Here is a 24,992-nt window from a genome sequence, read left to right on the forward strand (position 1 = left end):
TCTTATCTCTCTCAAGGGGAGAGATGATCGGCATCTAATATTGCGCCGCTTTGTCGACGATGTTCTTCAATGGCTCGCCACGCTCATAAGACTCAAGCAGCGCTATGATTTCCGGAACCAACGCTTGGGGGCTGGAACTTGCAGCTGCGTGCGGCGTGATGACAACCTGCGGATGTGCCCACAGCGGGCTACCCTTCGGCAATGGCTCGGTTTTGAACACGTCGAGCGTCACAGCTGACAGCATGCCTCGATCAAGCGCGGCAAGAATATCGGGTTCGTTCTGCAAGCCGCCGCGGCCGGCGTTGATCAATACCGGCGCGCCAAGCGGACCCTCTGCCTTCATCTGTGCGAACATGCTCATCGACAAAATGCCTTTAGTCTCTGGCGTCAATGGCAGCAGGCAGACGACGATGTCCACATCCTTGAGGAAATCCTTCAGTCCATCCTTGCCGAAGTGGCTTGTGACGCCCTCGATGGTTTGCAGGCGGCGGCTCCACCCGCTGACGCGGAAGCCGAGATTGCGCAATTTCTGCGCGGCATCGCGTCCAAGCACGCCGAGCCCCAAAATGCCAACCGTCACCTCGTGTGCAGCTGGCTGGCGTCGATCCTCGTGCCAGACCTTCTGGGTCTGCTGCTGGCGATAACGCAGGCCGAGCCGGTGATGGTCGAGCACCTGCCATACGACATATTCGCTCATCCGCATGGTGAGGTCCGGCGAAACAATTCGTACAATGGGAACATCCGGGATCTGGTGATCGTGGAAGATATGATCGACACCGGCACCGAGCGATAAAATGACCTCGAGGTTGGGCAGGCCCATGAGAGATCCCGGCCGCTGTTTCCACACCAAGGCATAACGAATCTTGTCCTTGGCCGTGTCGGCATCGAGCACAAGCTTGCGCGCTGGTGCGGCCTTGGCAAATTCGGTTTGCCAGACATCCGGGTCCCAGCCCGTCACCGCCAACAAGATTGTGTCATCCGCATTCCCAGTCATTCGCTCACCGCTCCCTGTTCGGCCGTTTCTATCCTGAAGGCCGCAGCCATCAGGGCTTTTGTATAATCGCTCTTGGGCCGTGCGAAGATTTCCTCCGAAGGGCCATATTCCACTGCCTTCCCATTGCGCATCACCAGCACGTCATTGGCAAGTGCCTTGACCACCTTCAAGTCGTGGCTGATGAAGAGGTAAGCCAGATTATGCTTTTGCTGCAACGAGCGCAAAAGGTCGACGACCTGCGCTTGCACGCTCATGTCCAGCGCCGATGTTGGCTCGTCGAGCATGACGAAGCGCGGGTTGAGCACCATGGCGCGTGCGATTGCGATACGTTGACGTTGGCCACCGGAGAACTCGTGCGGGTAACGGAAACGGTTTTCCGGATCAAGATTGACTTCTTTAAGCGCGGCGACGACGCGCGCATCCCGTTCATCCACTGAAAGCTTCGGCTCGTGAACCTGCAAACCTTCGGCAATAATGTCGGTAACCGACATGCGCGGAGAGAGAGAGCCGTAGGGATCCTGAAACACAATCTGCAATTCGCGGCGCAGTGGGCGCATTTGCTTGAACGAATATTGGTTGATGTCCTTGGTCCCGAAACGGATCACGCCCTCGGACGAAATCATGCGCGACAGGGCAAGACCAAGCGTCGTCTTGCCTGAACCGGATTCGCCGACGACACCAAGCGTCTGCCCAGCCCGGATCGTCACGTCGATACCATCGACCGCCTTCACGTAGTCAACGGTTTTGCGCAGAAAGCCCTGTTTGATCGGGAACCAGACCTTGAGGTTCTCGCCGCGCATCACCGGTTCAGCCGAAAGGTCGGCGGATGGCGGATTGCCCTTCGGTTCTGCCGCGAGCAGGTGCTTCGTATATTCGTGCTGCGGATTGTCGAATATCTGCTTCGTTGGACCGGTTTCGACGATCTTGCCGCCTGTCATAACGCAGACGCGGTCGGCTATCTTGCGCACAATGCCGAGGTCATGGGTGATGAAGAGCATCGACATGCCCTGTGCGGTTTTTAACTCCGCAAGCAGTTTCAGAATCTGCGCCTGCACGGTCACGTCTAGCGCAGTGGTCGGTTCGTCGGCGATCAGCAGCTTTGGCTTGTTGGCAAGCGCCATGGCGATCATCACGCGCTGGCGCTGCCCGCCGGAAAGCTGGTGCGGGTAAGCGTTCATGCGTTTTTCCGGCTCGCGAATTCCAACTTCCTCCAGCAGTGCCAGCGTGCGCTGACGCGCCGCCTTGTCGCCCATGCCCTGATGCAATTTCAGCACTTCGCTGATCTGCTTCTCGATCGGGTGAAGCGGATTGAGCGAAGTCATCGGTTCCTGGAAGATCATCGTAATGTCGTTGCCGCGGACCCGGCGCAGATCAGTCTCATCCTTGTCCAGGAGGTCTTCGCCATTAAAGAGGATCTGGCCCGATGGATGTGATGCGGGCGGATAGGGCAGCAGCTTCAGGATCGACAGGGCAGTTACAGACTTACCGGAACCGGATTCTCCAACCAGCGCGACTGTCTCGCCCTGAGCGATATCGAAAGAGATGCGATCGACGGCAAGCGACTCCTGGCCGCTCTGGGTGAAGGCGACTGACAAATCGCGTACTGAAAGGAGAGCGTTCATTTGAAAGCCTTGCGCGGATCGAACGCGTCACGTGTCGCTTCACCGACGAAAATCAACAGCGACAACATCAGCGATATGACGATGAAACCGGTGAGACCGAGCCACGGCGCTTGAAGATTGTTCTTGCCTTGCGCCAGCAACTCGCCAAGCGATGGCGATCCCGGCGGCAGGCCGAAACCGAGAAAGTCAAGCGACGTCAGCGTGGTGATCGATCCATTGAGAATGAAAGGGAGGAAGGTCAGCGTTGTCACCATTGCGTTTGGCAGCAGGTGCCGGAACATGATGGTTCTATCGCGCACACCGAGCGCGCGGGCGGCATTGACATATTCGAAATTGCGGGCGCGGAGGAATTCGGCCCGCACGATGCCGACGAAGCTGACCCACGAGAACAACAGCATGATGCAAAGCAGAATCCAGAACCCTGGCGGCAGGATGGAGGCCATGATCAGGAGCAGATAAAGGGTTGGAACAGAGGACCAGATTTCGATAAATCGCTGGGCGATGAGATCGAGCCAGCCACCGAAATAGCCTTGCAAGGCGCCGGCGGTAACGCCAATGACCGCCGAGGCGGCTGTCAGGATGAGGCCAAACAGCACCGAGATGCGGAAGCCGTAGAGCGCACGGGCGAAGACATCGCGTGCCTGATCGTCGGTGCCAAGAATGTTCAAATTGCCAAAGGTGCAATTCGGATCGTTGACCCCTTGCGGATAGCGGGCGCAACGCTCTTCGGGCGTAAACAGCCAATAGGGTTTTGACGGCGCCGTATCGGGCAACTCATTGTTGACCGTGCGATAGGAATAACGGACCGGCGGCCATATCGCCCAGCCATTGGCGTTGATCTCGTCCTGAATCACCGGATCACGATAGTCAGTGACCGCATAGAAACCGCCGAACTTTTCCTCAGGGTAATCGACCAGAACCGGAAAGAGGATTTCGCCTTTGTAGGAAACGAGGATTGGCCTGTCGTTGGCAATGAACTCGGCGAACAGCGAGGCAATGAACAGGAACAGGAATATCCACAACGCCCACCAGCCGCGGCGGTTGGCCTTGAAATTCTGCCAGCGACGAGCGTTGAGCGGCGACAGGCGTGGACGCCGAACCGGGATGGCGGGGGCGCGTAAAACCTCGCTCGCCATCAGACATCCCTCCGTTCAAAATCGATTCGCGGATCGATCCACGTATAGAGAAGATCGGAGAGGAGACTGACGACGACGCCGACAAGTGCGAAGATATAGACGGTGGCAATCACTACCGGATAATCGCGGTTGATGATCGATTCATAGCCTAGCAACCCCAGCCCATCGAGCGAGAAAATCGCCTCGATCAAAAGCTGGCCCGTAAAGAAAATCGAAATGAAGGCGCTCGGAAAGCCGGAAATCACTATCAGCATGGCGTTGCGGAAGACGTGTCCGTAGAGGATTTTTCGCTCGCTGAGCCCCTTGGCGCGCGCTGTGGTTACATACTGCTTGCGAATCTCGTCGAGGAACGAATTCTTCGTGAGCAGTGTCGTCGTCGCGAAGGCGGAAAGCAGCATGGCGGTCAGCGGTAGCGCGAGATGCCATGCATAGTCGACGATCTTGCCGAAAAACGAGAGCTGCGAGAAATTGTTCGAGGTCAGCCCGCGCAACGGAAACCAGTCGAAGAACGAGCCACCTGCGAAGAACACGATCAGCATGATACCGAAGAGAAAGCCCGGGATCGCATAGCCAACGATGATGACGCCGCTGGTCCAAATATCGAAGGTCGAGCCGTCCTTGATTGCCTTGCGTATGCCGAGTGGAATCGAGATCATATAGGAGAGGAGCGTCATCCATAAGCCGAGCGATATGGAGACAGGGAGCTTTTCCTTGATGAGATCAATGACACTGATATCGCGGAAATAGCTCTTGCCGAAATCGAAGCGCACATAATTCCACATCAGAAGACCGAAGCGCTCCAAGGGAGGCTTGTCGAGGCCGAATTGCTTTTCCAGGCTGGCGATGAATGCGGGGTCTAAGCCCTGTGCACCGCGATATTTTGAGTTGCCCTCACCAAGGCCAAGCTGATCCTGACTCTGACCGAAATCTGCACCGCCACCGCCGATGCGGTCCATGGCATTGCCGCCCTGGCCGGTGAGCTGACCTATGATGCGCTGTACCGGGCCGCCTGGGACAAATTGTACGATGACGAAGCAGACAAGCAAAACCCCGAACAGTGTCGGAACCATCAAAACGAGACGGCGAAGGATATAGGCTCCCATCAGGAGCTCCCTCTCAACATCGCTAAAATATCAAACCTTGCCAATTGCCTTCGCCTTTGCTTCGTCGAGCCACCACAACGTCTCAACCGGAAAACCGTAATCGGGTTTCGGCTCCTTGAAGCCGAACATGTCCCAATAGGCGATCGGATGATTCGCTGCGTACCAATTTGGAATCCAGTCGCGTCTTATACGCAAGAGTCGATCAAGAACACGCAAGATTGAAATCAATTCCGTGCGGGAGTGCGCCTCGCTGACTTTCGCGATAAGCCCATCGACAACCGGGTCGGCGGTGCCGGGAAAATTCCACGACCCGGGTACGCTGGCGGCCTTCGAGCCGAACATGATCTCCAGGGATTCACGCGTTGGGGTAGCATCGAGCAAATAGGCTATGCCCATCATGTCGAAATCAAAATCCTGCAGGCGCAGCTGATATTGCGAGGGATCGACAAGGCGCAAAAAGGCATTGATGCCTATTGCCTTGAGATTGTTGATGAAGGGCGAATAGACTCGCGTGAAAACCTCGGCCTGAATAAGCATTTCAACGTTCAGCGGTTTGCCTCCCGCATCGACCAACTGGTTGCCGTCTCGCTTGAACCCGGCCTGAGTCAGAAGCTCAGAAGCACGGCGCAGATTCTTGCGGTCGCGGCCTGAACCATCCGAGGGAGCCTGCAATAGCGCTTCGTCGAAGATGGCTTCGGGCAGCTTATCGCGGAATGGCTCCATGAGCGCCAGTTCTTCGGGCGAAGGCTTTCCGGAGCTGAGAAAATCCGACTGTTCGAACAGCGATTGCGAACGGTCGTAGCGGCCATAGAACAGATTTTTCTGTGTCCATTCGAAATCGAAACATAAGGCGATGGCTTCGCGAACACGCGGGTCGCGGAAATGTTCGCGGCGCTGGTTCAGCGCCCAGGCCTGCATTTGCGGGCGCTTTTCACCGGAAAAGTCCCGCTTGATGACGCGTTTTTGCTGGATCGCCGGAAAATCATATTCCGTCGCCCATGTCTTGGCGGTGGATTCCAGACGGAAGAAGATATCGCCTTTCTTGAAGGCTTCGAATTCCGGCTGGCGGTCACGGTAGAAATCGATCCTGATCCGGTCGAAATGGTTGAAGCCGCGCATGACCGGCAGGTCTCGTCCCCAATAATCCTCGACGCGCTCATATTCGATACGCTGGCCGACCGAAACGCTGCCAACCCGGTAAGGTCCCGAGGCCAGGGGCGGCTCGAGCGTCGAGGCATCGAAATCGCGCGTGGCGTACCAGGTTTTTGAGAGAATTGGCATGATACTGGCGATGTCGAGAATGGCGCGGTCGGAATGCTTGCCGCTAAAGCTGATACGCAGGGTGTGATCGTCAACGGCAACGATCTCCTTCATCTCGGTCAGCAACAACAAAAGCGAAGGGTGCCCCTTCTTCTGTATCGTCTGATAGCTGAAAACCACATCATGCGCGGTGAGGGGCGAGCCATCGTGGAACCGGGCTTCGGGGCGGAGTTTGAAGGTGAATATATTGCGGTCGGCAGAGACGGTCACTGTTTCCGCCACCAGCCCATATATGGAGTCTGGCTCGTCCAGCGCCGTTTCCATCAACGTATCAAAACATAGCTCCATGCGCGGCGGCGCATCGCCCTTGGGCGAGAAGCTGTTCAGCGTATTGAAGGTCTGCGTCGACTGGTTGAAAAACCAGCTCCATGGCGAGAAGGCGAAGGTGCCGCCTTTGGGGGCATCGGGACTGGCATAGTCGAAATGTGTAAAATCCTTGGGATATTTCAGCTCGCCAAATGCTGAGAGCCCATGCAGAGGCACTCCGGTCGCGACTTCAGACAGTGCAAGGCGCGGCGCCAATGCCGTCAGTATCGTCGCGCTTGATATTTTCAGAACATCGCGGCGGGTAGGTCGCGTCATTCGGTGCGCGCCTTCAGAGCCTGTTCGTTGGCAATATCGATCCACCAGGAGAATGGGTCGATTCCGGTATATTCGGGTTGCTTCTCCGGCATGCCGAACTTGTTCCAGTAGGCGATTTTTATCCGATCATCGTACCATTGCGGAACCACGTAATAATTCCAGAGCAGCACCCGGTCGAGCGCATGCGTCGCCGCGACAAGCTCCTCACGATCCTTTGCGAAAATCACAAGGTCGACAAGCTTGTCGATAGCCGGGTTCCTGATGCCCATATAATTACGGCTCCCTGGCGTATCCGCTGCAGCTGAACTCCAGAAGTCACGCTGCTCATTGCCTGGCGATAGACTTTGGGCCATGACGACGTTTGGTGTCGTGATGTCAAAATCGAAATCGTTGAGGCGGGATGTGTATTGTGCGCTATCCACGACGCGAATCTGTGCGTCGATACCGAGCTTGCGCAGATTTACCATGAACGGCCCGATAAAGCGCTCAGCTGACGGATCATCTGCCAGAAACTCGATGGTCAATGGCTGTCCCGTTTGTGTATTGACGAGCTTGCCATTCTTCTGGTCATAACCGGCCGCTTTTAGGAGTTGAACGGCATGGCGCAGATTGTCGCGCTGCGATTGCGGCGTGTCGTAGACCGGGAGCTTGAATTCCTTGGTGAAGACTTCTTCAGGCACTTGCCCCTTTACAGTCTCCAGGATTTCAAGCTCCTTACCGCTCGGCAATCCGCTGGAAGCAAGTTCAGAACCGGCAAAATAGCTGTTAATGCGCTTATACTGGCCAAAGAACAGATTCTTGCTCATGCTTTCAAAATCATAGGCCCAGTTCAAAGCCTCGCGCACTTTCGGATCCTTGAACTTGTCGCGCCTTGTATTGATCAGGAATCCCTGCATGCGGCCCGATGAGCGGAGCGGAAACATCGCCTTGATAACGTCACCGCGCGCAACAGCGGGAAAATCATAACCGCGCATCCAGCGGCCAATGCTCGCTTCGCCTCGATAATCCTCAAAGCCGCCCTTCTTGAAGGCCTCCCAGGAGGCATTCTGGTCGCGGAAGTATTCATAGCGGATATGGTCGAAATTATTGCGGCCGACATTGACTGGGAGGTCCTTGCCCCAATAGTTTTCGACACGAGCCCAGACAATCGTTTTACCCGGAACGACGCTCTCGATCTTGTAGGCCGAAGATCCAAGGGGGATCTCCATTGTGGGCTTGGTAATATCGCGCTTCTTGCCGGAGGCGTCTGTCCCTTCCCACCAATGTTTGGGCAGGACGACAAGATCGCCCATGATATTCGGCAGTTCCCTGTTGCCGCCGCTGGTAAAAGTGAAGGTTACCTCGCCGTCGCCGGTCTTTTCGGCCTTTTCAACGTCGTGGTAATACTTGTTGTAAAGCGGGCTTTGCGCCTTCAAGACGTTGAAGGACCAGATCACGTCGTCGACTGTAATGGGCTCGCCGTCGTGCCATTTCGCAGCGGGATTGAGCTTGAATTTGACCCAGGAAAAGTCGTCGGGATAAGCAACGGATTGAGCGATCAGCGGATAGTTTGTTCCGACCTGATCAAGGGATTGGCTCATCAATGTATCGTAGAGCTGGCCGCCTCCCAATGCACCCAATCCTGAAGCGGGCGTACCCTGGACAACGTAAGGATTGAGGCTGTCGAAACTACCCTCGCTGGTCTGGTTGAGCGTTCCGCCCTTGGGTGCATCTGGATTGACATAATCATAGTGCTTGAAGTCGGCACCGTATTTCAGCTCGCCGAGAAGACTTGTCCCTGTCCGCCATTCCGGTTCTGCGGCCTGAGCTATCTGGACGGTGCCAGCGGCAGCGATGGCGAGCAGCGCAAGGCTGGCAACGAAGGGGCGAAATCGCAAATCAAATCTCCACAGGTTCTCTTTGCTGGTAGTCTAAGAGAAAATGCGGCAGAGAACAGGCCTTCACCGAAAAAACCCAGCCAAGAACGCAAAAAGCCGGGCACTGGGTCCGGCTTATCGCGAAATGGCTATTTAAATCAGTTGGCGGGTGCTGGAGCGGCTGGAGCTGGAGCTGGAGCAGCAGGTGCTGCCCCATCGGCTGGCTTTTCACCTGCGGGCGCAGCGGGAGCAGCACCTTCAGCCGGCTTGGCCGCCGCATCTGCGGGTTTTGCCGCATCGCCTGCTGGTGCAGCCGCCGCATCAGCAGTTGGTAGCGGCTTTGGACTGTCGGAGAGCGTGCGCAGATAAGCGATCAGGTCGGCACGCTCATTGTCCTTCTTGTCGCCGGCGAAGCCCATGGCCGTGCCTTTGATGTAGCCCTTCGGCGAGGTCAGGAAGTGGTTGAGGTGGTCATAGGTCCACTTTTCCTGGCCGCCCTTGGAAAAATCCTTGATAGCGCCGGAATAGCCAAAGCCCGGATGGGTTGCGATCGGACGGTCGACAATATCCCAGAGATTGGGGCCAACCTTGTTCGGGCCATCCTTCTCACCGGTGTGGCAAGCCTGGCAGCGCTTGAAAACCGCTTCGCCTCGTGTCGCATCCGCAGAAGCGAGAAGCGTTGCAATCGGCACAGCCGCTGCAGGAGCGGCTTCACCGCCTGCGCCGCCAGCTTCGGGCTCGGCGGCTTGGATAATATAACCGGGCTTTTCAGGTGCATGAGAATCGAAAAAAGCATCGGACAGGATGCCTGCCGACATGACAACGAAAACGGTTGCCAGAAACGCCATGGCATATTTGTTGAATGCGCTCGATTCCATCGTCGATCATTGCTCCACTTGTGTCCTGTTCAAGTACACTGAATACAAAGTCGATAGCGGCGCTTGCTCGTGCAGTGCCGGAGCTTTGTGTTCAGCACACTTGCTTAGGTTCTCAATATCTGGTCAATGCAGATCGCTGCATTTTTCGACAAGAGTCCCCTCGTGATCGCGCGGAAACTAGGTCTTTTACTCAAGACTTGCAACACATATAAGGGCGGTTCTGCCTGAGACTTTTTGACACCGTGGGCATGTTTGCGATGATGAAAATACTGACACTTATCCCGGCGAGAATGGCTTCGACCCGGCTCCCGGACAAGCCGCTGGCCGATATCGCCGGCAAGCCGATGATCGTGCATGTGGCGGAACGGGCGAGGGCTGCGGGACTTGGCCGCACCGTGGTCGCAACCGATAATCTCGACGTCAAGGCGGCAGTCGAAGCGCACGGGCTCGAGGCGGTGATGACGCGCAATGATCACGAATCCGGTTCCGACCGTATTTATGAAGCATTGCTGGCCCTCGATCCCGACGGGAATGTCGACGCGGTGGTCAATGTTCAGGGTGACCTGCCGACCATCGAAACGGAAATCATAAAGCGTGCACTCCTACCACTGCAGAATGGTCCCGCCGACATAGGCACGCTTGGCGTCGAAATCCGGCGCGAGGATGAGAAGACCAATCCAAACGTCGTGAAGATCATTGGCTCGCCCACGGGCAAAGACCAGCTGCGCGCGCTGTATTTTACCCGCGCTACCGCGCCTTGGGGCGAGGGACCGCTCTACCATCACATCGGGCTTTACGCCTATCGCCGCGCCGCCCTCGAACGTTTCGTCGGCCTCGGACCTTCGCCTCTGGAACGCCGCGAGCGGCTCGAACAGTTGCGCGCGCTGGAGGCCGGCATGCGCATCGATGTGGAAATCGTCGATTCGGTGCCGCTGGGCGTCGACACGCCTGAAGACCTCGAACGCGCACGTGACATTCTCACCTCTATATAAGGCAATCCATCATGGCAAAGACCAACCGCATCTCTTTCCAGGGTGAACCTGGCGCGAACTCCGATACGGCGTGCCGCGACATGTTCCCGGATATGGAACCGATGCCGTGCCCGACATTCGAGGATGCGTTCAACGCGGTCGAAAGCGGTGCGGCAGATCTCGCAATGATCCCTATCGAGAATACGATCGCCGGTCGCGTCGCAGACATCCACCATCTGCTGCCGGAATCTCGCCTGCACATTGTCGGAGAATACTTCCTGCCGATCCATTTTCAGCTAATGGTGTTACCGGGAACGAAACGTAACGAGATCACCTCGGTCCACAGCCATATTCATGCACTCGGCCAATGCCGAAAGTATATTCGTCAGAACGGCTGGAAGCCGGTGATTGCCGGTGATACGGCGGGAGCGGCGCGCCTCGTTGCGGAGGTCAAGGACAAGACGATGGCTGCACTGGCGCCGCGGCTTGCATCCAGTTTATACGGCCTCGATATCCTCGAAGAGGACGTGGAGGACACTGAAAACAATGTGACGCGCTTCGTGGTTTTGACCAAGACCAAGAAGTGGGCGCCGCGTAGGTCCGACGAACTCATGATGACGACCTTCGTTTTCCGCGTTCGAAATGTTCCTGCTGCGCTCTACAAGGCGATGGGCGGTTTTGCCACCAATATGGTCAACATGACGAAACTCGAGAGCTATCAGATCGACGGCAAGTTCACCGCAACCCAGTTTTATGCCGACATCGAAGGCCATCCAGACGACAAGAATGTCGCGCATGCCCTGGACGAACTGGAATTCTTCTCCAAGGAAGTGCGGATCCTCGGTGTTTATCCCGCCGATACGACTTTCCGCAGTGCGCAGGGTGAGGAAGAATAGGGCCTAAACTCCGCTCTGCACCCAACTGCGAATGAGGTGCGCAGCGATGGCGCCGGGCGGCGGGGTCATCAGCCCGTCAGGATGGCTGCGATCGAGCATCGCGACAACTTCCTCGCGAGAGAACCAGCGCCCGTCCTCAAGTTCGGCCTTGTCCAGCGTGAACTCGTCGGAGAGTGCCTCCGCATGGCAGCCAATCATCAGTGAATAAGGGAAGGGCCAGGGTTGGCTGGCATGATAGAGCACGCGGCCGACCGGCAGGTTCGTTTCCTCGAACGTCTCGCGGCGCACAGCATTTTCGATCGTTTCACCTGGTTCGATGAATCCCGCGAGGCAGGAATACATGCCTGGGCCGAAATGCGCACCGCGTGCCAGAAGACACTTGTCTTCGTGTACTACCATCATGATCGCAACCGGATCGGTGCGGGGGAAATGCTGTGCCTCGCAATTGGGACAGGTGCGCCGGTAGCCTCCATCGCGCATCACGGTTTCAGTGCCGCACCGGCCGCAGAACTTGTGATTCTCGTGCCATGTCAGCAACGAGACGGCCTGCGCCATCGCGCCAAGCTGGTCTGGCGGGATGAGGCCTTGTGTGTAGACGGAACGATAGTCGAAAGCCTTGATCGTCTCCGGCAAGGCTGCAAAATCGAAACCGCTGACGGAGGCAAGGATCGGTACATCGTCCTGCATACCGAGATAAATGGTCTTGTCCGGGGCAGGTAACAGTGCTGTTGCATCTGGCAGACTGAATAGCGCACTGCCCGTGTCGCCACCCATAACCAGCACTTGGCCCTGGCCCGTGAGCAGGATGCGAGCGTTGGCGTTGGCAAGTGCAGTGGCCACCACATCGTCGTTGCGCTTTTCTGAATGGCGGTTGATCCTGTTTCCGGCAAAGCCGACGAAATGGCTTGGCTCCATATCCGGAGCATCAAAGAGGCGAAAAGGCATGGGATGGAACTCCAGAGAGCCTCCGGCGTGGGAAGCCAAGTATATTGAGTAATTAGATAGCCTTCAGTATGGCGTTCGCAAAGGCCTTTGCTTCTTTTTCCTCATAAGGCTCGCGCTGCCCAAAGCCCCAGACTGGCCCGGGCCAGGCGGGATCGCCGCTGTTGCGCGCAATGACATGCAGATGCAGCTGCCGGACAATATTCCCGATGGCGGCTGTGTTAATTTTTTCGCAGTCGACCACGGTTTTCAACGCCTGCGCGGCGATTCCCGCCTCGAAGGTGAGCATCGTCTGATCGAGAGGGGTCATTTCATGGATCTCGCAGATATTCGGGCGCTGTGGAACCAGGATGAGCCATGGCCAGCGGCGGTCATTCATCAGGCGCAGGTCGCAGAGACCCAGTCTCGCAATGGAAAACGTGTCTGCTGCAAGCTTGCTATCGAGTTCGAACATCATGATTTGCGACAAATAGCAGTTTTTTCGGCTGTACGCTTGCTTTTTGCGCGTGAATTGCCGATATGAGCCTCGGGAGGTTGGTGGTGGACGAGCCACTCGCCAACCGGGTCAGGTCCGGAAGGAAGCAGCCCCAACGAGCCAGGCACGGGTCGCCGTGCCAGCCTCCCACCCTTTCTTCTTTGTCACCTTGCCTGTGTCAAAGCCGTTATCGGCATTGACGCTGTGGTGTATGGCGGTCCAAACTTGCGCGACGCGAGTAGACCAAAGCAGGAGCGGAATGAACACCATGGCAGACAGCGCCTATCGCGTGCTCGCCCGCAAATATCGCCCGCAGAATTTTGACGATCTGATCGGCCAGGAGCCGATGGTCCGTACATTGACCAATGCGTTCGAGACCGGCCGCATTGCTCAGGCATGGATGCTGACGGGCGTCCGCGGAGTCGGCAAGACGACGACGGCACGGATTCTCGCACGCGCGCTCAATTATAAGACAACTGACATCGACAAGCCGACGATCGATCTTTCGGTGCCGGGCGAACATTGCCAGGCGATCATGGAAGGCCGTCATGTCGACGTCATCGAAATGGATGCCGCATCGCATACGGGTATCGACGATATCCGCGAGATTATCGAGCAGGTGCGCTATCGTCCCGTTTCTGCACGGTACAAGGTATACATCATCGACGAAGTGCATATGCTCTCCAATCAGGCCTTCAACGGCCTGTTGAAGACTCTCGAAGAACCGCCGCCCCATGTAAAATTCATCTTTGCCACCACGGAAATCCGCAAGGTTCCGATTACTGTTTTGTCGCGCTGCCAGCGCTTTGATCTGCGCCGCATCGACACAAGTCTCTTGATCGGGCATTTGAAGAAGATTGCCGGCCTCGAAACAATTACGGTCGACGATGCATCGCTCAGCATGATTGCCCGGGCGGGCGAAGGTTCGGTGCGCGATTCGCTCTCAATCTTCGATCAGGCCATTGCCCACGGCGCGGGCACCGTTGATGCCGAGGCCGTCCGTTCAATGCTCGGCCTCGCGGATCGGGCTCGCATTATCGACTTGTTTGAAATGCTGCTGCGGGGCGATGTTGCATCTGCTTTGCGTGAATTCCGTACGCAATATGATGTCGGTGCAGACCCGAGCGTTGTGCTGACCGATCTTGCCGATTTCAATCATCTGGTGACGCGTATCCGCTTCACGCCCGACGTGGCCGATGACATTTCCCTATCGGAAGATGAGCGGCTTCGCGGCAAGGATTTTTCAGAGAAACTTTCCATCCGGGTGCTGTCGCGCACCTGGCAGATGCTGCTCAAAGGTATAACCGAAGTCGACAATTCCAGTCGGCCCGTGCAGGCAGCGGAAATGCTGCTGATCCGGCTTGCCCATGCTGCCGACCTGCCGACGCTGGACGAGGCGTTGAAATCGCTGGAGGAGGGTGGACCGCTTGCCGCTCAGGCTCCGCGCAGCGATGGCCCGCGTCCCGGAAATGGCGGGGGAGCCGTGGCACGTTCTACCGACTCGATCGCTTCGTCGCGCGGTTTGGTCAGCTCCAATGGTGGCGCCACAATGCGTCTGGTCGAACCTGCTGTAAGGTCCGAGCCGATCGCTCCGCCAATAGTTGAAGAGCAGGCTCCGACGGTGCCAGTCAATAGCATCGAGGATATAATCGCGCTGGCGGAAAAGCAGCGTGACATGCAGTTCAAGATCATGGTCAAGAATTGTGTGCGGCTCGTCACGATCAAGCCGGGAAGGCTAGAAATCAACCTGACGGACAACGCGCCCAAAACGCTTTTGACCGACCTCTCTCAGAGGCTGAGTGACTGGACCGGCATTCGCTGGATGGTTTCGCTTTCGCGCGAGCAAGGCAATGCGACGATCAACGAGACCGAAACTGCGAAACGCGACTCGCTTTTGAGCGATGCAAGGTCAGATCCGGATGTTGCGGCTATTCTGTCGAGATTTCCGGGAGCGAAGATCATAAATGTACGCATCGCGGCGCCAGCCGGACAAGCGGACAACGAAATCATCGAGGGTGCGGCTACCAGTGGTGATACACTGGCACCCATCGAAGAAGACGATTGAACAACAGGAGTTTTCCATGCGTGACATTATGGGCATGATGAAACAGGCCAAAGAAATGCAGGCCAAGATGGCGGCCATGCAGGAAGAGATTTCTGCTCTTGAAGCGGAAGGCCAGGCAGGGGGCGGCCTTGTTACAGTAAAGCTCTCCGGCAAGGGCGCACTGACTGCCCTGACCATCGATCCGTCGCTATTCAAGGAAGACGATATCGAGGTCATTGAAGACCTGATCATCGCGGCGCACAACGAGGCCAAGACGAAGGTCGAGGCGATTATGGCCGAGAAAACGCAGGCCCTTACCGCCGGATTGCCAATCCCGCCCGGATTCAAGCTGCCGTTTTAGCGGGCGGCAACCACAAGGTTGGCAGCAACGCACGCAGGGTTGTGCTTTTCAGCAGCGTGTTCGCTACAGTTGGTGTGCGTCCTGATTCCCTAAAGCGCTAAATTGCTCTACACCCACGCTATGTCGAAACGAATCGCCGGTCCCGAAATTGAGCGTCTGATCCAGCTCCTGGCCAAAGTGCCGGGCCTCGGGCCGCGTTCAGCGCGCCGGGCCGCACTGCATCTTATCAAGAAGAAAGAAGCACTGCTGATACCGCTTGGCTCTGCCATGCAGGATGCCGCTGAAAAGGTGCGCATCTGCTCGATGTGCGGCAATGTCGATACATCTGATCCATGCATGATCTGCACCGATCCCCGGCGGGAGCGAGCGACATTGATCGTCGTAGAAGATGTTTCCGATCTTTGGGCACTGGAGCGTGCCGGGTCGATGAACGTGCGCTATCACGTGCTTGGCGGGCGTCTGTCGCCCCTGGATGGCATCGGGCCGGACGATCTCAATATCGCGTCGCTCGTCGGGCGGGTGGCGGAAGGCGAGATCAAGGAGGTAATCCTTGCGGTCAACGCCACCGTCGAGGGCCAGACGACAGCACATTATATTACTGACCAGCTCTCAGGGCTTGATGTTCGAATCACTCGGCTCGCCCATGGTGTCCCTGTTGGCGGTGAGCTCGACTATCTCGACGAAGGAACATTGACCGCGGCGCTGCGGGCTCGAACATCGCTGTAGGGAGAACGCTTTGATCAGAGGTCTGGTGAAATTTGCCATCGTATTGATTGGAGTGCTTCTGAGTTTTTCAGCGGTGGCCGCGTCGAAGCCCGAGATCGAAGCACAGTTTCAAACTTGGCTCGTCAATGATCTCTGGCCGGAAGCCAAGGCGAAAGGTATTTCCAAGGCGACTTTCGATCAGGCTTTCTCGGGTGTGTCGTTGAATTTTGAGCTTCCCGACCTCGTAATGCCGGGTCAAAAACCCCAGACACCGAAGAAGCAGACTCAATCCGAATTCGGTTCGCCCGGCAAGTATTTCAATGACAAGACGATCAATGCGGTTACGTCAGGCGGGACCGCGCGGGCGGGTCAATATTCGCGCATTTTGAAGGCAGTCGAGGCCAAATATGGTGTGCCGGGTGAGATCGTCCTTGCGATATGGGGCCGTGAAAGCGGCTATGGCAGCGTCAAAATTCCAAACAACGCGTTTACCGTGCTTGGCACCAAGGCTTTCATGGCGACGCGCAAGGATATGTTCCGCGAAGAGCTGATCGCCGCGCTGGAGATCGTCCAAAAAGGCTATATCGGCGCCGGTAGCATGAAAAGTTCCTGGGCCGGGGCCTTGGGCCAGCCACAGTTCATGCCCAGTTCTTATCTCGAACACGCGGTCGACTTCGATGGAGACGGCAAACGTGACATCTGGAATTCCGTACCGGACACGCTTGGTTCGATCGCGCACTACCTTGCGCAATATGGCTGGCAGAAGGGCCGTGACTGGGGTTACGAGGTCAATGTTCCGGCTAATGTCAGTTGTGCGCTGGAAGGTCCTGACCAAGGCAAGCCTTTTACGGCGTGGGAAAAGCTCGGCATTACCCGCGTCAACGGCAAGCCATTTCCTTCCAGCGAGACCAAACGTGAAGGCTTTCTGCTGATGCCTGCGGGACGGCACGGCCCTGCATTCATCGTCACCAAGAATTTTTATGTGATCAAGGAATACAACATGAGTGATCTCTATGCGCTGTTTATCAGCCATGTCGGAGATCGTATCTCGCACGGCGCAACGGGCTTTTCTGCTCGTTGGGGCGATGTTGGTGGACTTTATCGTTCGGATATCGCGGGACTCCAGCGGGCGCTGGAAAAGAAGGGCTATGATGCGGGCGGCGCGGATGGCTTTCCCGGTTTCAAGACTCGTCGCTCAATTGGTGATTGGCAGGCAAAACAGGGCCTGGCACCTACCTGCTTTCCTGATAGGGATTTGATCACCGCGATCAGGTGAACCGTTGTCGCGGGCGCAAATACAGTCTGTCAAAGCTTCGCCGGTTTGCAACCAGGCGGCGAAATGCGATCCTGATGTACAATTCGAATGTCAGGAACAAATCAAATGCCAGCTCTGGTCAACGGAAAATGGGTCGAGGGCGAAGTAGCCGCCAGCGAAATGAAGGACGGTGCATTCCACCGCGAGGCGACGCACTTCCACGGCTGGATTACAGCCGATGGTGCCCCGGACCCTCAAGGGAAACCGACATTCCCGGCCGAACCCCATCGCTATCAGCTCTTCGTCTCGTATCTTTGCCCATGGGCGTCCCGGACTCTGATTTTCCGTAACCTCAAAGGCTTGCGCGACATAATCCGTATTTCAGTTGCCGAACCTGCGATTGGCGAAAATGGTTGGACTTTCGCAAAGGAACAAGACGCAGGGCCGAAGGCGCCGCCGATCCGCTATCTGCATCAGCTCTACACCGCCAGTGAGCCCACCTATACCGGCAAAGTTTCAGTACCGGTGCTTTGGGATCGCACGGAGGGTCGGGTCGTCAACAACGAATCCGCTGACATCATTCGAATTTTGAATACCGCCTTCAACGGCTTGACCAGCGATCGCCAGGATTTCTATCCGGAGCACTTGCGTCCCGAAATCGATAGATGGAACGAGCTTATCTACGAGAATATCAACAATGGCGTTTACCGCGCCGGTTTTGCCAAGACTCAATCGTCTTACGAAGAGGCCGCGACGGGTGTCTTCAAGGCGCTGGATAAGGTTGAGGCGCATCTGGCCGACCATCGATATATCGCTGGCCATTATTTGACCGAAGCGGACTGGCGCCTGTTCGTGACGCTGGTGCGCTTCGACGCTGCCTATCATGGCGCGTTCAAATGCAATCTCCGCTGTCTGAAGGATTATCACAATCTTTCCAGCTATTTGCGCGAGCTCTACCAGTGGCAGGATGTTCGCAGCACCGTGAAGATCGACCATATCAAGGCCGGTTATTACTCAATCGCTCACGTTAATCCGACCGGTATCGTACCCATCGGGCCGCAAATTGACTTCGAAGGTCCCCACGATCGCGAGCGGTTATTGGGCGAGGGCGTCATCCACAGTTAGGATTTAACACTTCATGCCCTTGTCATCTATACCCATATGTGAAAAGATTATTCACAAGAGAAGATGTGGGAGGATGAGGCATGAGATTGCAGAGGCAACGTCCACTGGCAGTAGCCTTGCGGCCATGACCGATTTTGCGCCGACCGTTGGCGTCTCCTCCACGTATCCGAAAGATATGCCGGGAGACCATGCCGCGCTGCCCGTTTGGAATGCCGAGAACTGGTTTTATGAGGATTGGCCGGTTGGACAGAAAATCCGTTCGTTGCGCCGGACAATAGCTGAAAGCGATAGCCACCTGTTCAACATGCTGGTTACGGACATTCACCCGTATGTGCAGGACCAGATGTTTGCCGAGAGCGAGGGTATCTTCGGCAAACGGCTTGTTGCAGGTGCTTTCGTGTTTTCCGCGGGCCTCGGGCTCGTGGCAACCAATTGCGTCAATGCCTTTTCCTATGGCTATGACAAGTTGCGTTTCATCAAGCCGGTCTTTCTCAATGACACGATCTACACGATCCGCACCAATCTGGATAAGCGCCCACGTTACAAGGAATTGGGGCTGATCCGTGCGAGCTATGAAGTGTACAAGAACGAGGGTGAACTCGTTCTGTATTGCGAGCATTTGCAGACCGTAAAGTACCAAAACCCCGCCGATTTCGTTGGAAAGACCGAGAAATAATGACTGTCGATAATGAACTACCGCTGGCGGGCCTGCTTGTCATCGATATGAGCCAGTTTCTGTCCGGACCTTATGCTTCACTGCGTCTGATGGACCTCGGCGCTCGCGTCATCAAGGTAGAGCGGCCTGATGGAGGTGACCTCTCCCGGCGGCTTTATCTGAGCGATACGGAAATCGGTGGCGACTCGACCATTTTCCATGCGATCAACCGCGCCAAGGAAAGCCTCGCGATTGACATGAAGAACGAGGCTGATCTTACAGCCCTGAAATCATTGCTCGCCAACGCCGATGTGTTGATCCAGAATTTCCGTCCCGGTGTCATCCAGCGTCTTGGTCTCGACTACGAGGCGGTGAAGGCAATCAACCCGCGTCTCGTCTATGCCAGCATTTCGGGCTATGGCGATGAAGGCCCCTGGGTTTCTCGCCCCGGCCAGGATCTGTTGGCGCAGTCCCGTTCCGGACTGATGTGGCTGAACGGCGATGAGAGCCAAGGGCCAGTGCCGTTTGGACTGGCGGTGGGCGACATGCTGGCGGGCGCGGCAATCGTGCAGGGCATTCTCGCCTGTCTTGTCAGGCGCGGCATTACTGGCAAGGGCAGCCACATCGAGACAAGCTTGATGGAATCGCTCATCGACTTCCAGTTCGAAGTTTTGACCACACATTTGAACGATGGCCGGCGCCTGCCAAAACGTTCGGATTTCCGCAGTGCCCATGCCTATCTTTCCGCTCCCTACGGCGTCTACCACACGAAGGACAGCTATCTGGCGCTCGCAATGACCCCGCTACCCAAATTGGCCGACCTTCTCTCGCTCGATGATCTGGCGCCCTACCGCGACAGCCCGGCAACATGGTTCACGGCGCGCGACGAGATCAAACGCATTATCGCTGCCCGGCTCGAAACCGAGACCACCGACCATTGGCTCGCCATTCTCGAACCGGCCGATATCTGGTGTGCCAAGGTGTTGAACTGGGAGGAGCTTCTGGAAAGTGAAGGCTTCAAGGTTCTCGACATGTTGCAGACCGTGGAGCGCGACGACCATGTTTCGATCCTCACCACGCGCTCGCCAATTCGGGTAAACGGGCTGCGCGCGAAGTTTGATCGGGCCGCACCGCGCATCGGTGAACACAGCGAGGCGATCCGCAAGGAGTTTGGGCTGTGAGCGCAATCAAACTCAAAGGCATGACCTGGAGCCATCCGCGCGGCTACGACCCGATGGTTGCCTGTTCAAAACTCTGGAAAGAGAAGACCGGCATAGACGTCGAATGGGAAAAGCGCTCGTTGCAGGATTTCGAGTCCTTTCCCGTTGAGGAGCTGGCGCGGGAATATGATCTGATCGTCATCGATCATCCGCATGTCGGCCAGATTACAGCCGAAAATTGTCTTGCACCACTCGACGCGCCGGGACGCGAGGCAGAGCAGTATGCAATTTCCGCCGGGAGCGTCGGACAGTCCTATCCAAGCTATCATTGGCAGGGGAGGCAATGGGCGTTTCCGATCGATACCGCGACGCAGGTTTGTGCGTGGCGGCCTGACCTGCTCGAAGATTCGCCCGCAAGCTGGGACGAGGTAGTGGGTCTGGCCAAGGCGGGCAGGGTCCTGTTACCGCTGCGTCCTCCCCACTCGCTGATGACGTTTTATACGTTGAACGGCAATATTGGTTCACCTTGTGCAGTCACCGGGCAACTGATTGATCTCGAAAGCGGAATACGTACTTTCGAAATAATGCATGAAATTGTGGCGCTGATTGATCCCACTTGCTTCCAAATGGATCCCATTGCGGTACTGGAGAGGATGGGGGAGGCCGGTTCGCACATTGCCTGTTCGCCGTTGATCTACGGCTACGTCAATTATTCCATCGATGGTTTCAGGCCCAATCTCGTCGCCTTTGCTGATATTCCCGCCGCGGGAGATGATGGTCCTGCCGGCTCGGCGCTGGGTGGCACGGGCATCGGTGTTTCGGCTTTTTCAGCAAATCGCGCCGCGGCTATCGATTTCGCCTACTGGATTGCCGGAGGCGAGGTACAACGGGGGCCGTATGCGTCAGCGGGTGGTCAACCGGCTCATGCCGACGCTTGGGAAGACGAAACTGTCAATGAGGCGACGACAAGCTTCTACGCAGCAACGCGCAAGACGCTTGAAGGTGCTTGGGTGCGCCCACGCCATAAGGGTTACATGGACTTTCAACAGGCGGCTTCCGAGCGCATTAATGAAGGCCTTCAGCAAAGGCACGAACAGACAAGTGTAGTCAATGATCTGAACAGGCTCTTCCGGCTAAGTTTCACCCCATAGACATCACAAACATTGGTCAAGAATCCCGGCGCATTTGGCCTGCGCGGCCCCATCGTCCAGGGCAAATGCCAATACCTTGCTGGCACTCAGGCGGATTGATCTGGGTGGGTTCGGGCTTGCGTGGCGTCCACGTTGCGTAGGAACCGCACCCGCCCAAAACAAAGCTGCTGAATAAGAATATGGCAGCCATCACGCATTTCATTTTCCGACCCCCGTCTGCAATCTCCACTGCAAACTGATGTGCCGGAATCATCGATGAAAGTCAAAGTTGTAGTAGCTGCTGATGCCTGGTTGTAGAGCGATCTGTCCTACGCAAAGCGCGTCTGTTGATCGACCTCGCCGCCATGGACGCCCGGATGCGAGTTAATCGCGGTGATGACCGCCAGAGCCGCCAGCGAATTGACATCACGATTGCCACGATTGAAGGCGGTCATCACGGTTTCCGCGATAACTTTCGCGTCTTCCTCCGAGCTTGATTTCACCACAAGCGTCGCTGCTGCCTTGTTGTAGGCGGCTTGCATGACGTTCCAGTCATCCCGGGAGTAGATCGGCTTTGAAGGATTATCGAAAGGCATAGGACTGTTCCTTTCCCCTAGACGAAACGAACCCCGACAAGGAGGAGAAAATAGCTTCGCAATTATGGCGTTGCAAATCGAAAAGAATTTACCGGCAGTTGAAAGGGCTTACCGCAGCGCAATATGCTTCTGACCGCTCTCAAATGTGGCAAACGGGAAATCTGGGCTCTAGACAGTCGGTTCTGTTTCGGATCTTTCCCTGACAGCCCGCGACAAGCGTGACCAGCGCTGACTGAACCAAGGGGTTACCAGCGATATTTTCTCGAAGCGTTGACTGGCAAAAGATGGATCGTGTTCCTCGAAGGTCCAGACCTTGAAATTTGTCAGTTCATGCGGTCCGAATGTGTGGATCAATGGAATATCGGCAGCATCCCGGCCACGCGCTACGACAATCCGCCCGATGCGACGCTGATTGTGACGGGCGTCAAATGTGTGCCATTTGCCGCCGAGATAGACCTCGAACCAGGCGTTGAAATCCATTGGCGCCGGGTCAGCCGGCACGCCGATATCGCCCAAATAGCCGTTCACATAGCGCGCGGGAATATTCATGCAGCGGCAGAAAGCAACGGCCAGATGCGCGAAGTCCCGGCAAACGCCAACGCGCTCCTCATGTGCTTGCGCTGCAGTGCGTGTCGATCTGGCAAAACCGTAGCTGAAGGTCAGTCGCTGGTTGACATAATCAGTTATCGCCTGGACTCGCGACCAGCCGGGTTTGACGTGGCCGAAGAGACTCCATGCGAGGTTGCTCAATTCATCCGTTTCGCAATAGCGGCTGGCCGACAGGTAAGCGAGACATTCGATCGGAAGTTGGTCGACGCTCACCTCGGTTGCGTCCTCGTCGACGGGGTCGGGGAGCCCGTCATCCTTGGCGACCGCATCATACTTCAAGGAGAGGTTGCCCGCAGGAGCCAGGAGACGGATGCAGCTGTTTCCGAAAATGTCGCGAAACGTTTCAAGCTTTGTGTCCGGAGTAGCGGTCGGACCACGCTCGCATTGGATGTCCGGTATACGCCCCGATTCGAGGTTGAGATAGGTCGTCATAGGCGTGGGTTCGTTACAGCGAATGGCTATCTCGTAACCGATACGGATCAACATAGGCATATCCTCTAAGGTTTTGAGAAGAACGCTGCGATCCGGTTCAGGTTCCCCGGCAGTAAATTTTAATGGATGTCGGGCCTCGCCATGCGATTCAGCATTTGTTGACTATAGAGCCATAGAATTTGAAACAAATACGCCGGACGGAAGTTAAGTCCGGAAGATGTGCGGTCAGATTGTTGGCGGTGCACAGGAGTGATTGGAATGGTGATGGCTGCAAAACATCCAGGTTCCCGCCCACGCGCAGCGGACGTACTGCGAGAACAGGTCGTTCGATCGGACTTCCGCCATGTGGCCAAAACAGCTCGCCCATCGGAAGCCGACAGGAACATCCCCAAATTGCTTCAGGACCTGCTGGATCGACTCGACGAGGCGGAAAAAGCCTGGAAGAAAACGCGCTGATCTCATTGCGCTCTAATTTCGGACCTGCAGGAGGTTGTTTTGGTAATGCCCCACGCGTTTCGATTTCGCATGGTTGACGAAACTGCCGAAGGACAGTGCGAAGGCGACGAAAATTACGAAAATGATGCCAAGACGCTGAACAAGCATGACAAATACCCTCATTGGAATTTCCTGAGGATATCGTTGTCGATCTGAACGGTGACTGAACCCGGCGTTCACCCGGCATTCCAAATGATGACGCAATCTTTACTTTGAACGTGGCGCACAGGGTGACGCAGCATCCGCCCTGATCTATGCTACAGCCATGACCAAAACTTTCGACGCGATCATTATTGGCGCAGGGCAGGCCGGACCATCTCTGGCGGGTCGTCTCACGAACGCCGGCATGAAAGTGCTCATGGTCGAACGCAAGCTATTCGGAGGTACGTGCGTCAACACAGGATGTATGCCGACGAAGACGCTGGTCGCGAGTGCCTATGCAGCACATCTTGCCCGACGTGGTGCTGATTTTGGCATCGAGACGGGTGGGTCTGTCCAAATCAACATGAAGCGGGTCAAGCAGCGCGCCGACACTGTGTCCTTCAATGCCCGGACCGGGGTCGAGAAATTCTTGCGCGGCATCGATGGCTGCACGGTTATTCAGGGCCACGCCCGTTTCACGGGACCGCATGAAATCGATATCGATGGCGCCGCATTCACCGCCCCCAGGATTTTCCTCAATGTTGGTGGCCGTGCCAACGTGCCCGACATGCCCGGCGTTGCCGACATCGACATCTTAACCAATACGTCCATGCTGGCGCTCGATACAGTGCCGAAGCACCTGGTTGTCATCGGCGGCAGCTATATAGGCCTCGAATTTGCGCAAATGTACCGCCGGTTTGGCGCGGACGTGACTATTGTCGAGAAGGGTCCAAGGCTGGTTTCGCGCGAGGACGAGGACATATCCGAAGCGATCAAGGAAATTCTTGAGGGTGAGGGCATTGCAATTCGCCTCAATGCGGAATGCATATCGTTTAAACCTCACGCCGAGGGTGCGGAGGCCGGTGTCGATTGCACGGCCGGTTCTCCAACCGTTGTCGGCTCACATGTGTTGCTGGCGATCGGCCGACGGCCCAATACCGACGATCTTGGACTTGAGAGCGCTGGTATCGAGACCGATGAGCACGGCTACATCAAGGTCGATGATAGGCTCGAGACTAATGTGGACGGTGTCTGGGCGATGGGGGATTGCAACGGGCGCGGTGCCTTCACTCACACGGCTTATAATGATTTCGAGATCGTTGCAGCAAATCTCCTTGACGGAGAGAACCGCAAAGTGAGCGATCGTATCCTCGGCTATGCGCTCTATATCGATCCGCCGCTCGGCCGGGTAGGCCTGACCGAGGCGCAGGCTCGCAAGAGCGGGCGGCCTTTGCTGACTTCCGAGAGGCCGATGACCCGTGTCGGTCGCGCAGTGGAAAAGGATGAGACACAAGGCTTCATGAAAGTCGTGGTGGACGCACAGACGCAAAAGATACTGGGTGCAGCCATACTGGGGACGGGCGGCGACGAGGCGATTCACGGCATCATCGATATCATGAATGTGGATGCGACTTATTCTCAATTGAAATGGGCTGTTCCCATTCATCCTACGGTGTCTGAGCTGATTCCAACGCTGCTCGGAGACCTCAAGGAAGTAAAATGACGTGC

24 protein-coding genes and 1 other RNA gene are annotated in these 24,992 nt (G+C 56.4%); 13 read left to right on the forward strand and 12 right to left on the reverse strand.

The features are described 5' to 3' along the window. Positions 1 to 34 precede the first annotated feature (34 nt). From LB462_RS24440 to LB462_RS24470, 7 genes are all read right to left on the reverse strand, one after another. Entirely contained in the window at positions 35 to 994 is a 960-nt protein-coding gene (locus LB462_RS24440) for a 2-hydroxyacid dehydrogenase (protein ID WP_224513351.1), read from the reverse strand. Continuing rightward, positions 991 to 2,616: an ABC transporter ATP-binding protein gene (locus tag LB462_RS24445; protein WP_224513353.1), complete on the reverse strand. Its 1,626-nt coding sequence runs from the start codon at positions 2,614 to 2,616 to the stop codon at positions 991 to 993. The genes LB462_RS24440 and LB462_RS24445 overlap by 4 nt, the downstream gene beginning before the upstream one ends. Continuing rightward, the gene (locus LB462_RS24450) at positions 2,613 to 3,752 is read right to left on the reverse strand and encodes an ABC transporter permease (RefSeq protein WP_224513356.1); all 1,140 of its coding nucleotides are present in this window, start codon (positions 3,750 to 3,752) and stop codon (positions 2,613 to 2,615) included. The genes LB462_RS24445 and LB462_RS24450 overlap by 4 nt, the downstream gene beginning before the upstream one ends. Next, on the reverse strand, positions 3,752 to 4,855 hold the full coding sequence (locus LB462_RS24455; RefSeq protein ID WP_224513359.1) for a microcin C ABC transporter permease YejB: 1,104 nt from the start codon (positions 4,853 to 4,855) through the stop codon (positions 3,752 to 3,754). Before LB462_RS24455 ends, LB462_RS24450 begins: the two co-directional genes overlap by 1 nt. Before the next feature lie 30 nt (positions 4,856 to 4,885). Next, positions 4,886 to 6,757, reverse strand: a complete 1,872-nt coding sequence (locus LB462_RS24460) for an extracellular solute-binding protein (RefSeq protein WP_224513369.1) — start codon at positions 6,755 to 6,757, stop codon at positions 4,886 to 4,888. After that, positions 6,754 to 8,634, reverse strand: a complete 1,881-nt coding sequence (locus LB462_RS24465; protein ID WP_224513371.1) for an extracellular solute-binding protein — start codon at positions 8,632 to 8,634, stop codon at positions 6,754 to 6,756. Before LB462_RS24465 ends, LB462_RS24460 begins: the two co-directional genes overlap by 4 nt. Before the next feature lie 137 nt (positions 8,635 to 8,771). Continuing rightward, entirely contained in the window at positions 8,772 to 9,491 is a 720-nt protein-coding gene (locus tag LB462_RS24470) for a c-type cytochrome (RefSeq protein WP_224513372.1), read from the reverse strand. A 248-nt stretch (positions 9,492 to 9,739) separates the two neighbouring features. Between LB462_RS24470 and LB462_RS24475 the strand changes: the two genes are divergently transcribed. Then, complete coding sequence (locus tag LB462_RS24475) at positions 9,740 to 10,483, forward strand: 3-deoxy-manno-octulosonate cytidylyltransferase (RefSeq protein WP_224513375.1); 744 nt, start codon at positions 9,740 to 9,742, stop codon at positions 10,481 to 10,483. Positions 10,484 to 10,494: 11 nt separating this feature from the next. Beyond that, on the forward strand, positions 10,495 to 11,358 hold the full coding sequence (locus tag LB462_RS24480; protein WP_183660969.1) for a prephenate dehydratase: 864 nt from the start codon (positions 10,495 to 10,497) through the stop codon (positions 11,356 to 11,358). A gap of 3 nt (positions 11,359 to 11,361) precedes the next feature. On the opposite strand, the gene nudC is transcribed toward LB462_RS24480, so the two are convergent. Further along, positions 11,362 to 12,303 carry an NAD(+) diphosphatase gene (gene nudC, locus LB462_RS24485; protein WP_224513385.1) on the reverse strand — a complete coding sequence of 314 codons (942 nt, stop codon included), beginning with the start codon at positions 12,301 to 12,303 and terminating at the stop codon, positions 11,362 to 11,364. Between the two features lie 52 nt (positions 12,304 to 12,355). After that, complete coding sequence (locus LB462_RS24490) at positions 12,356 to 12,760, reverse strand: HIT domain-containing protein (protein ID WP_112526808.1); 405 nt, start codon at positions 12,758 to 12,760, stop codon at positions 12,356 to 12,358. A gap of 69 nt (positions 12,761 to 12,829) precedes the next feature. Between LB462_RS24490 and ffs the strand changes: the two genes are divergently transcribed. The 9 genes from ffs (at position 12,830) to LB462_RS24535 (ending at position 21,231) form a co-directional block, all read left to right on the forward strand. Further along, positions 12,830 to 12,926, forward strand: an RNA gene (gene ffs, locus LB462_RS24495) — signal recognition particle sRNA small type. A gap of 108 nt (positions 12,927 to 13,034) precedes the next feature. Continuing rightward, positions 13,035 to 14,840 (forward strand): DNA polymerase III subunit gamma/tau, encoded by a 1,806-nt coding sequence (locus LB462_RS24500; protein ID WP_370637282.1) that lies wholly within the window; start codon positions 13,035 to 13,037, stop codon positions 14,838 to 14,840. Between the two features lie 16 nt (positions 14,841 to 14,856). Then, on the forward strand, positions 14,857 to 15,180 hold the full coding sequence (locus LB462_RS24505) for a YbaB/EbfC family nucleoid-associated protein (RefSeq protein WP_112526406.1): 324 nt from the start codon (positions 14,857 to 14,859) through the stop codon (positions 15,178 to 15,180). A 120-nt stretch (positions 15,181 to 15,300) separates the two neighbouring features. Then, the gene (gene recR / locus LB462_RS24510) at positions 15,301 to 15,906 is read left to right on the forward strand and encodes a recombination mediator RecR (protein ID WP_224513388.1); all 606 of its coding nucleotides are present in this window, start codon (positions 15,301 to 15,303) and stop codon (positions 15,904 to 15,906) included. A gap of 10 nt (positions 15,907 to 15,916) precedes the next feature. After that, positions 15,917 to 17,161: a lytic murein transglycosylase gene (locus LB462_RS24515; RefSeq protein ID WP_224513390.1), complete on the forward strand. Its 1,245-nt coding sequence runs from the start codon at positions 15,917 to 15,919 to the stop codon at positions 17,159 to 17,161. A 105-nt stretch (positions 17,162 to 17,266) separates the two neighbouring features. Then, entirely contained in the window at positions 17,267 to 18,265 is a 999-nt protein-coding gene (locus LB462_RS24520; RefSeq protein ID WP_224513392.1) for a glutathione S-transferase family protein, read from the forward strand. A gap of 124 nt (positions 18,266 to 18,389) precedes the next feature. Further along, positions 18,390 to 18,941, forward strand: a complete 552-nt coding sequence (locus LB462_RS24525; protein WP_224513463.1) for a MaoC family dehydratase — start codon at positions 18,390 to 18,392, stop codon at positions 18,939 to 18,941. Further along, the gene (locus LB462_RS24530) at positions 18,941 to 20,101 is read left to right on the forward strand and encodes a CaiB/BaiF CoA transferase family protein (RefSeq protein WP_224513395.1); all 1,161 of its coding nucleotides are present in this window, start codon (positions 18,941 to 18,943) and stop codon (positions 20,099 to 20,101) included. The genes LB462_RS24525 and LB462_RS24530 overlap by 1 nt, the downstream gene beginning before the upstream one ends. A gap of 20 nt (positions 20,102 to 20,121) precedes the next feature. Next, on the forward strand, positions 20,122 to 21,231 hold the full coding sequence (locus LB462_RS24535) for an extracellular solute-binding protein (RefSeq protein ID WP_224513466.1): 1,110 nt from the start codon (positions 20,122 to 20,124) through the stop codon (positions 21,229 to 21,231). 308 nt (positions 21,232 to 21,539) lie between these two features. Here the strand turns inward: LB462_RS24535 and LB462_RS24540 are convergent, their stop codons facing one another. After that, positions 21,540 to 21,806, reverse strand: coding sequence for a hypothetical protein (locus tag LB462_RS24540; RefSeq protein ID WP_224513396.1), 267 nt, complete (start codon positions 21,804 to 21,806; stop codon positions 21,540 to 21,542). Positions 21,807 to 21,974: 168 nt separating this feature from the next. After that, complete coding sequence (locus LB462_RS24545) at positions 21,975 to 22,901, reverse strand: transglutaminase-like domain-containing protein (RefSeq protein ID WP_224513398.1); 927 nt, start codon at positions 22,899 to 22,901, stop codon at positions 21,975 to 21,977. Positions 22,902 to 23,105: 204 nt separating this feature from the next. Here LB462_RS24545 and LB462_RS24550 point away from each other — a divergent pair, with 204 nt between their 5' ends. Continuing rightward, positions 23,106 to 23,303: a hypothetical protein gene (locus LB462_RS24550; protein WP_224513400.1), complete on the forward strand. Its 198-nt coding sequence runs from the start codon at positions 23,106 to 23,108 to the stop codon at positions 23,301 to 23,303. 12 nt (positions 23,304 to 23,315) lie between these two features. Here the strand turns inward: LB462_RS24550 and LB462_RS24555 are convergent, their stop codons facing one another. Continuing rightward, the gene (locus tag LB462_RS24555) at positions 23,316 to 23,465 is read right to left on the reverse strand and encodes a hypothetical protein (RefSeq protein ID WP_224513403.1); all 150 of its coding nucleotides are present in this window, start codon (positions 23,463 to 23,465) and stop codon (positions 23,316 to 23,318) included. A gap of 142 nt (positions 23,466 to 23,607) precedes the next feature. Between LB462_RS24555 and LB462_RS24560 the strand changes: the two genes are divergently transcribed. Beyond that, positions 23,608 to 24,987 carry an FAD-containing oxidoreductase gene (locus tag LB462_RS24560; RefSeq protein WP_224513404.1) on the forward strand — a complete coding sequence of 460 codons (1,380 nt, stop codon included), beginning with the start codon at positions 23,608 to 23,610 and terminating at the stop codon, positions 24,985 to 24,987. Positions 24,988 to 24,992: the final 5 nt, after the last annotated feature.

The sequence above is a fragment of the Phyllobacterium chamaecytisi genome (assembly GCF_020164455.1).
GTDB lineage: Bacteria > Pseudomonadota > Alphaproteobacteria > Rhizobiales > Rhizobiaceae > Phyllobacterium > Phyllobacterium chamaecytisi.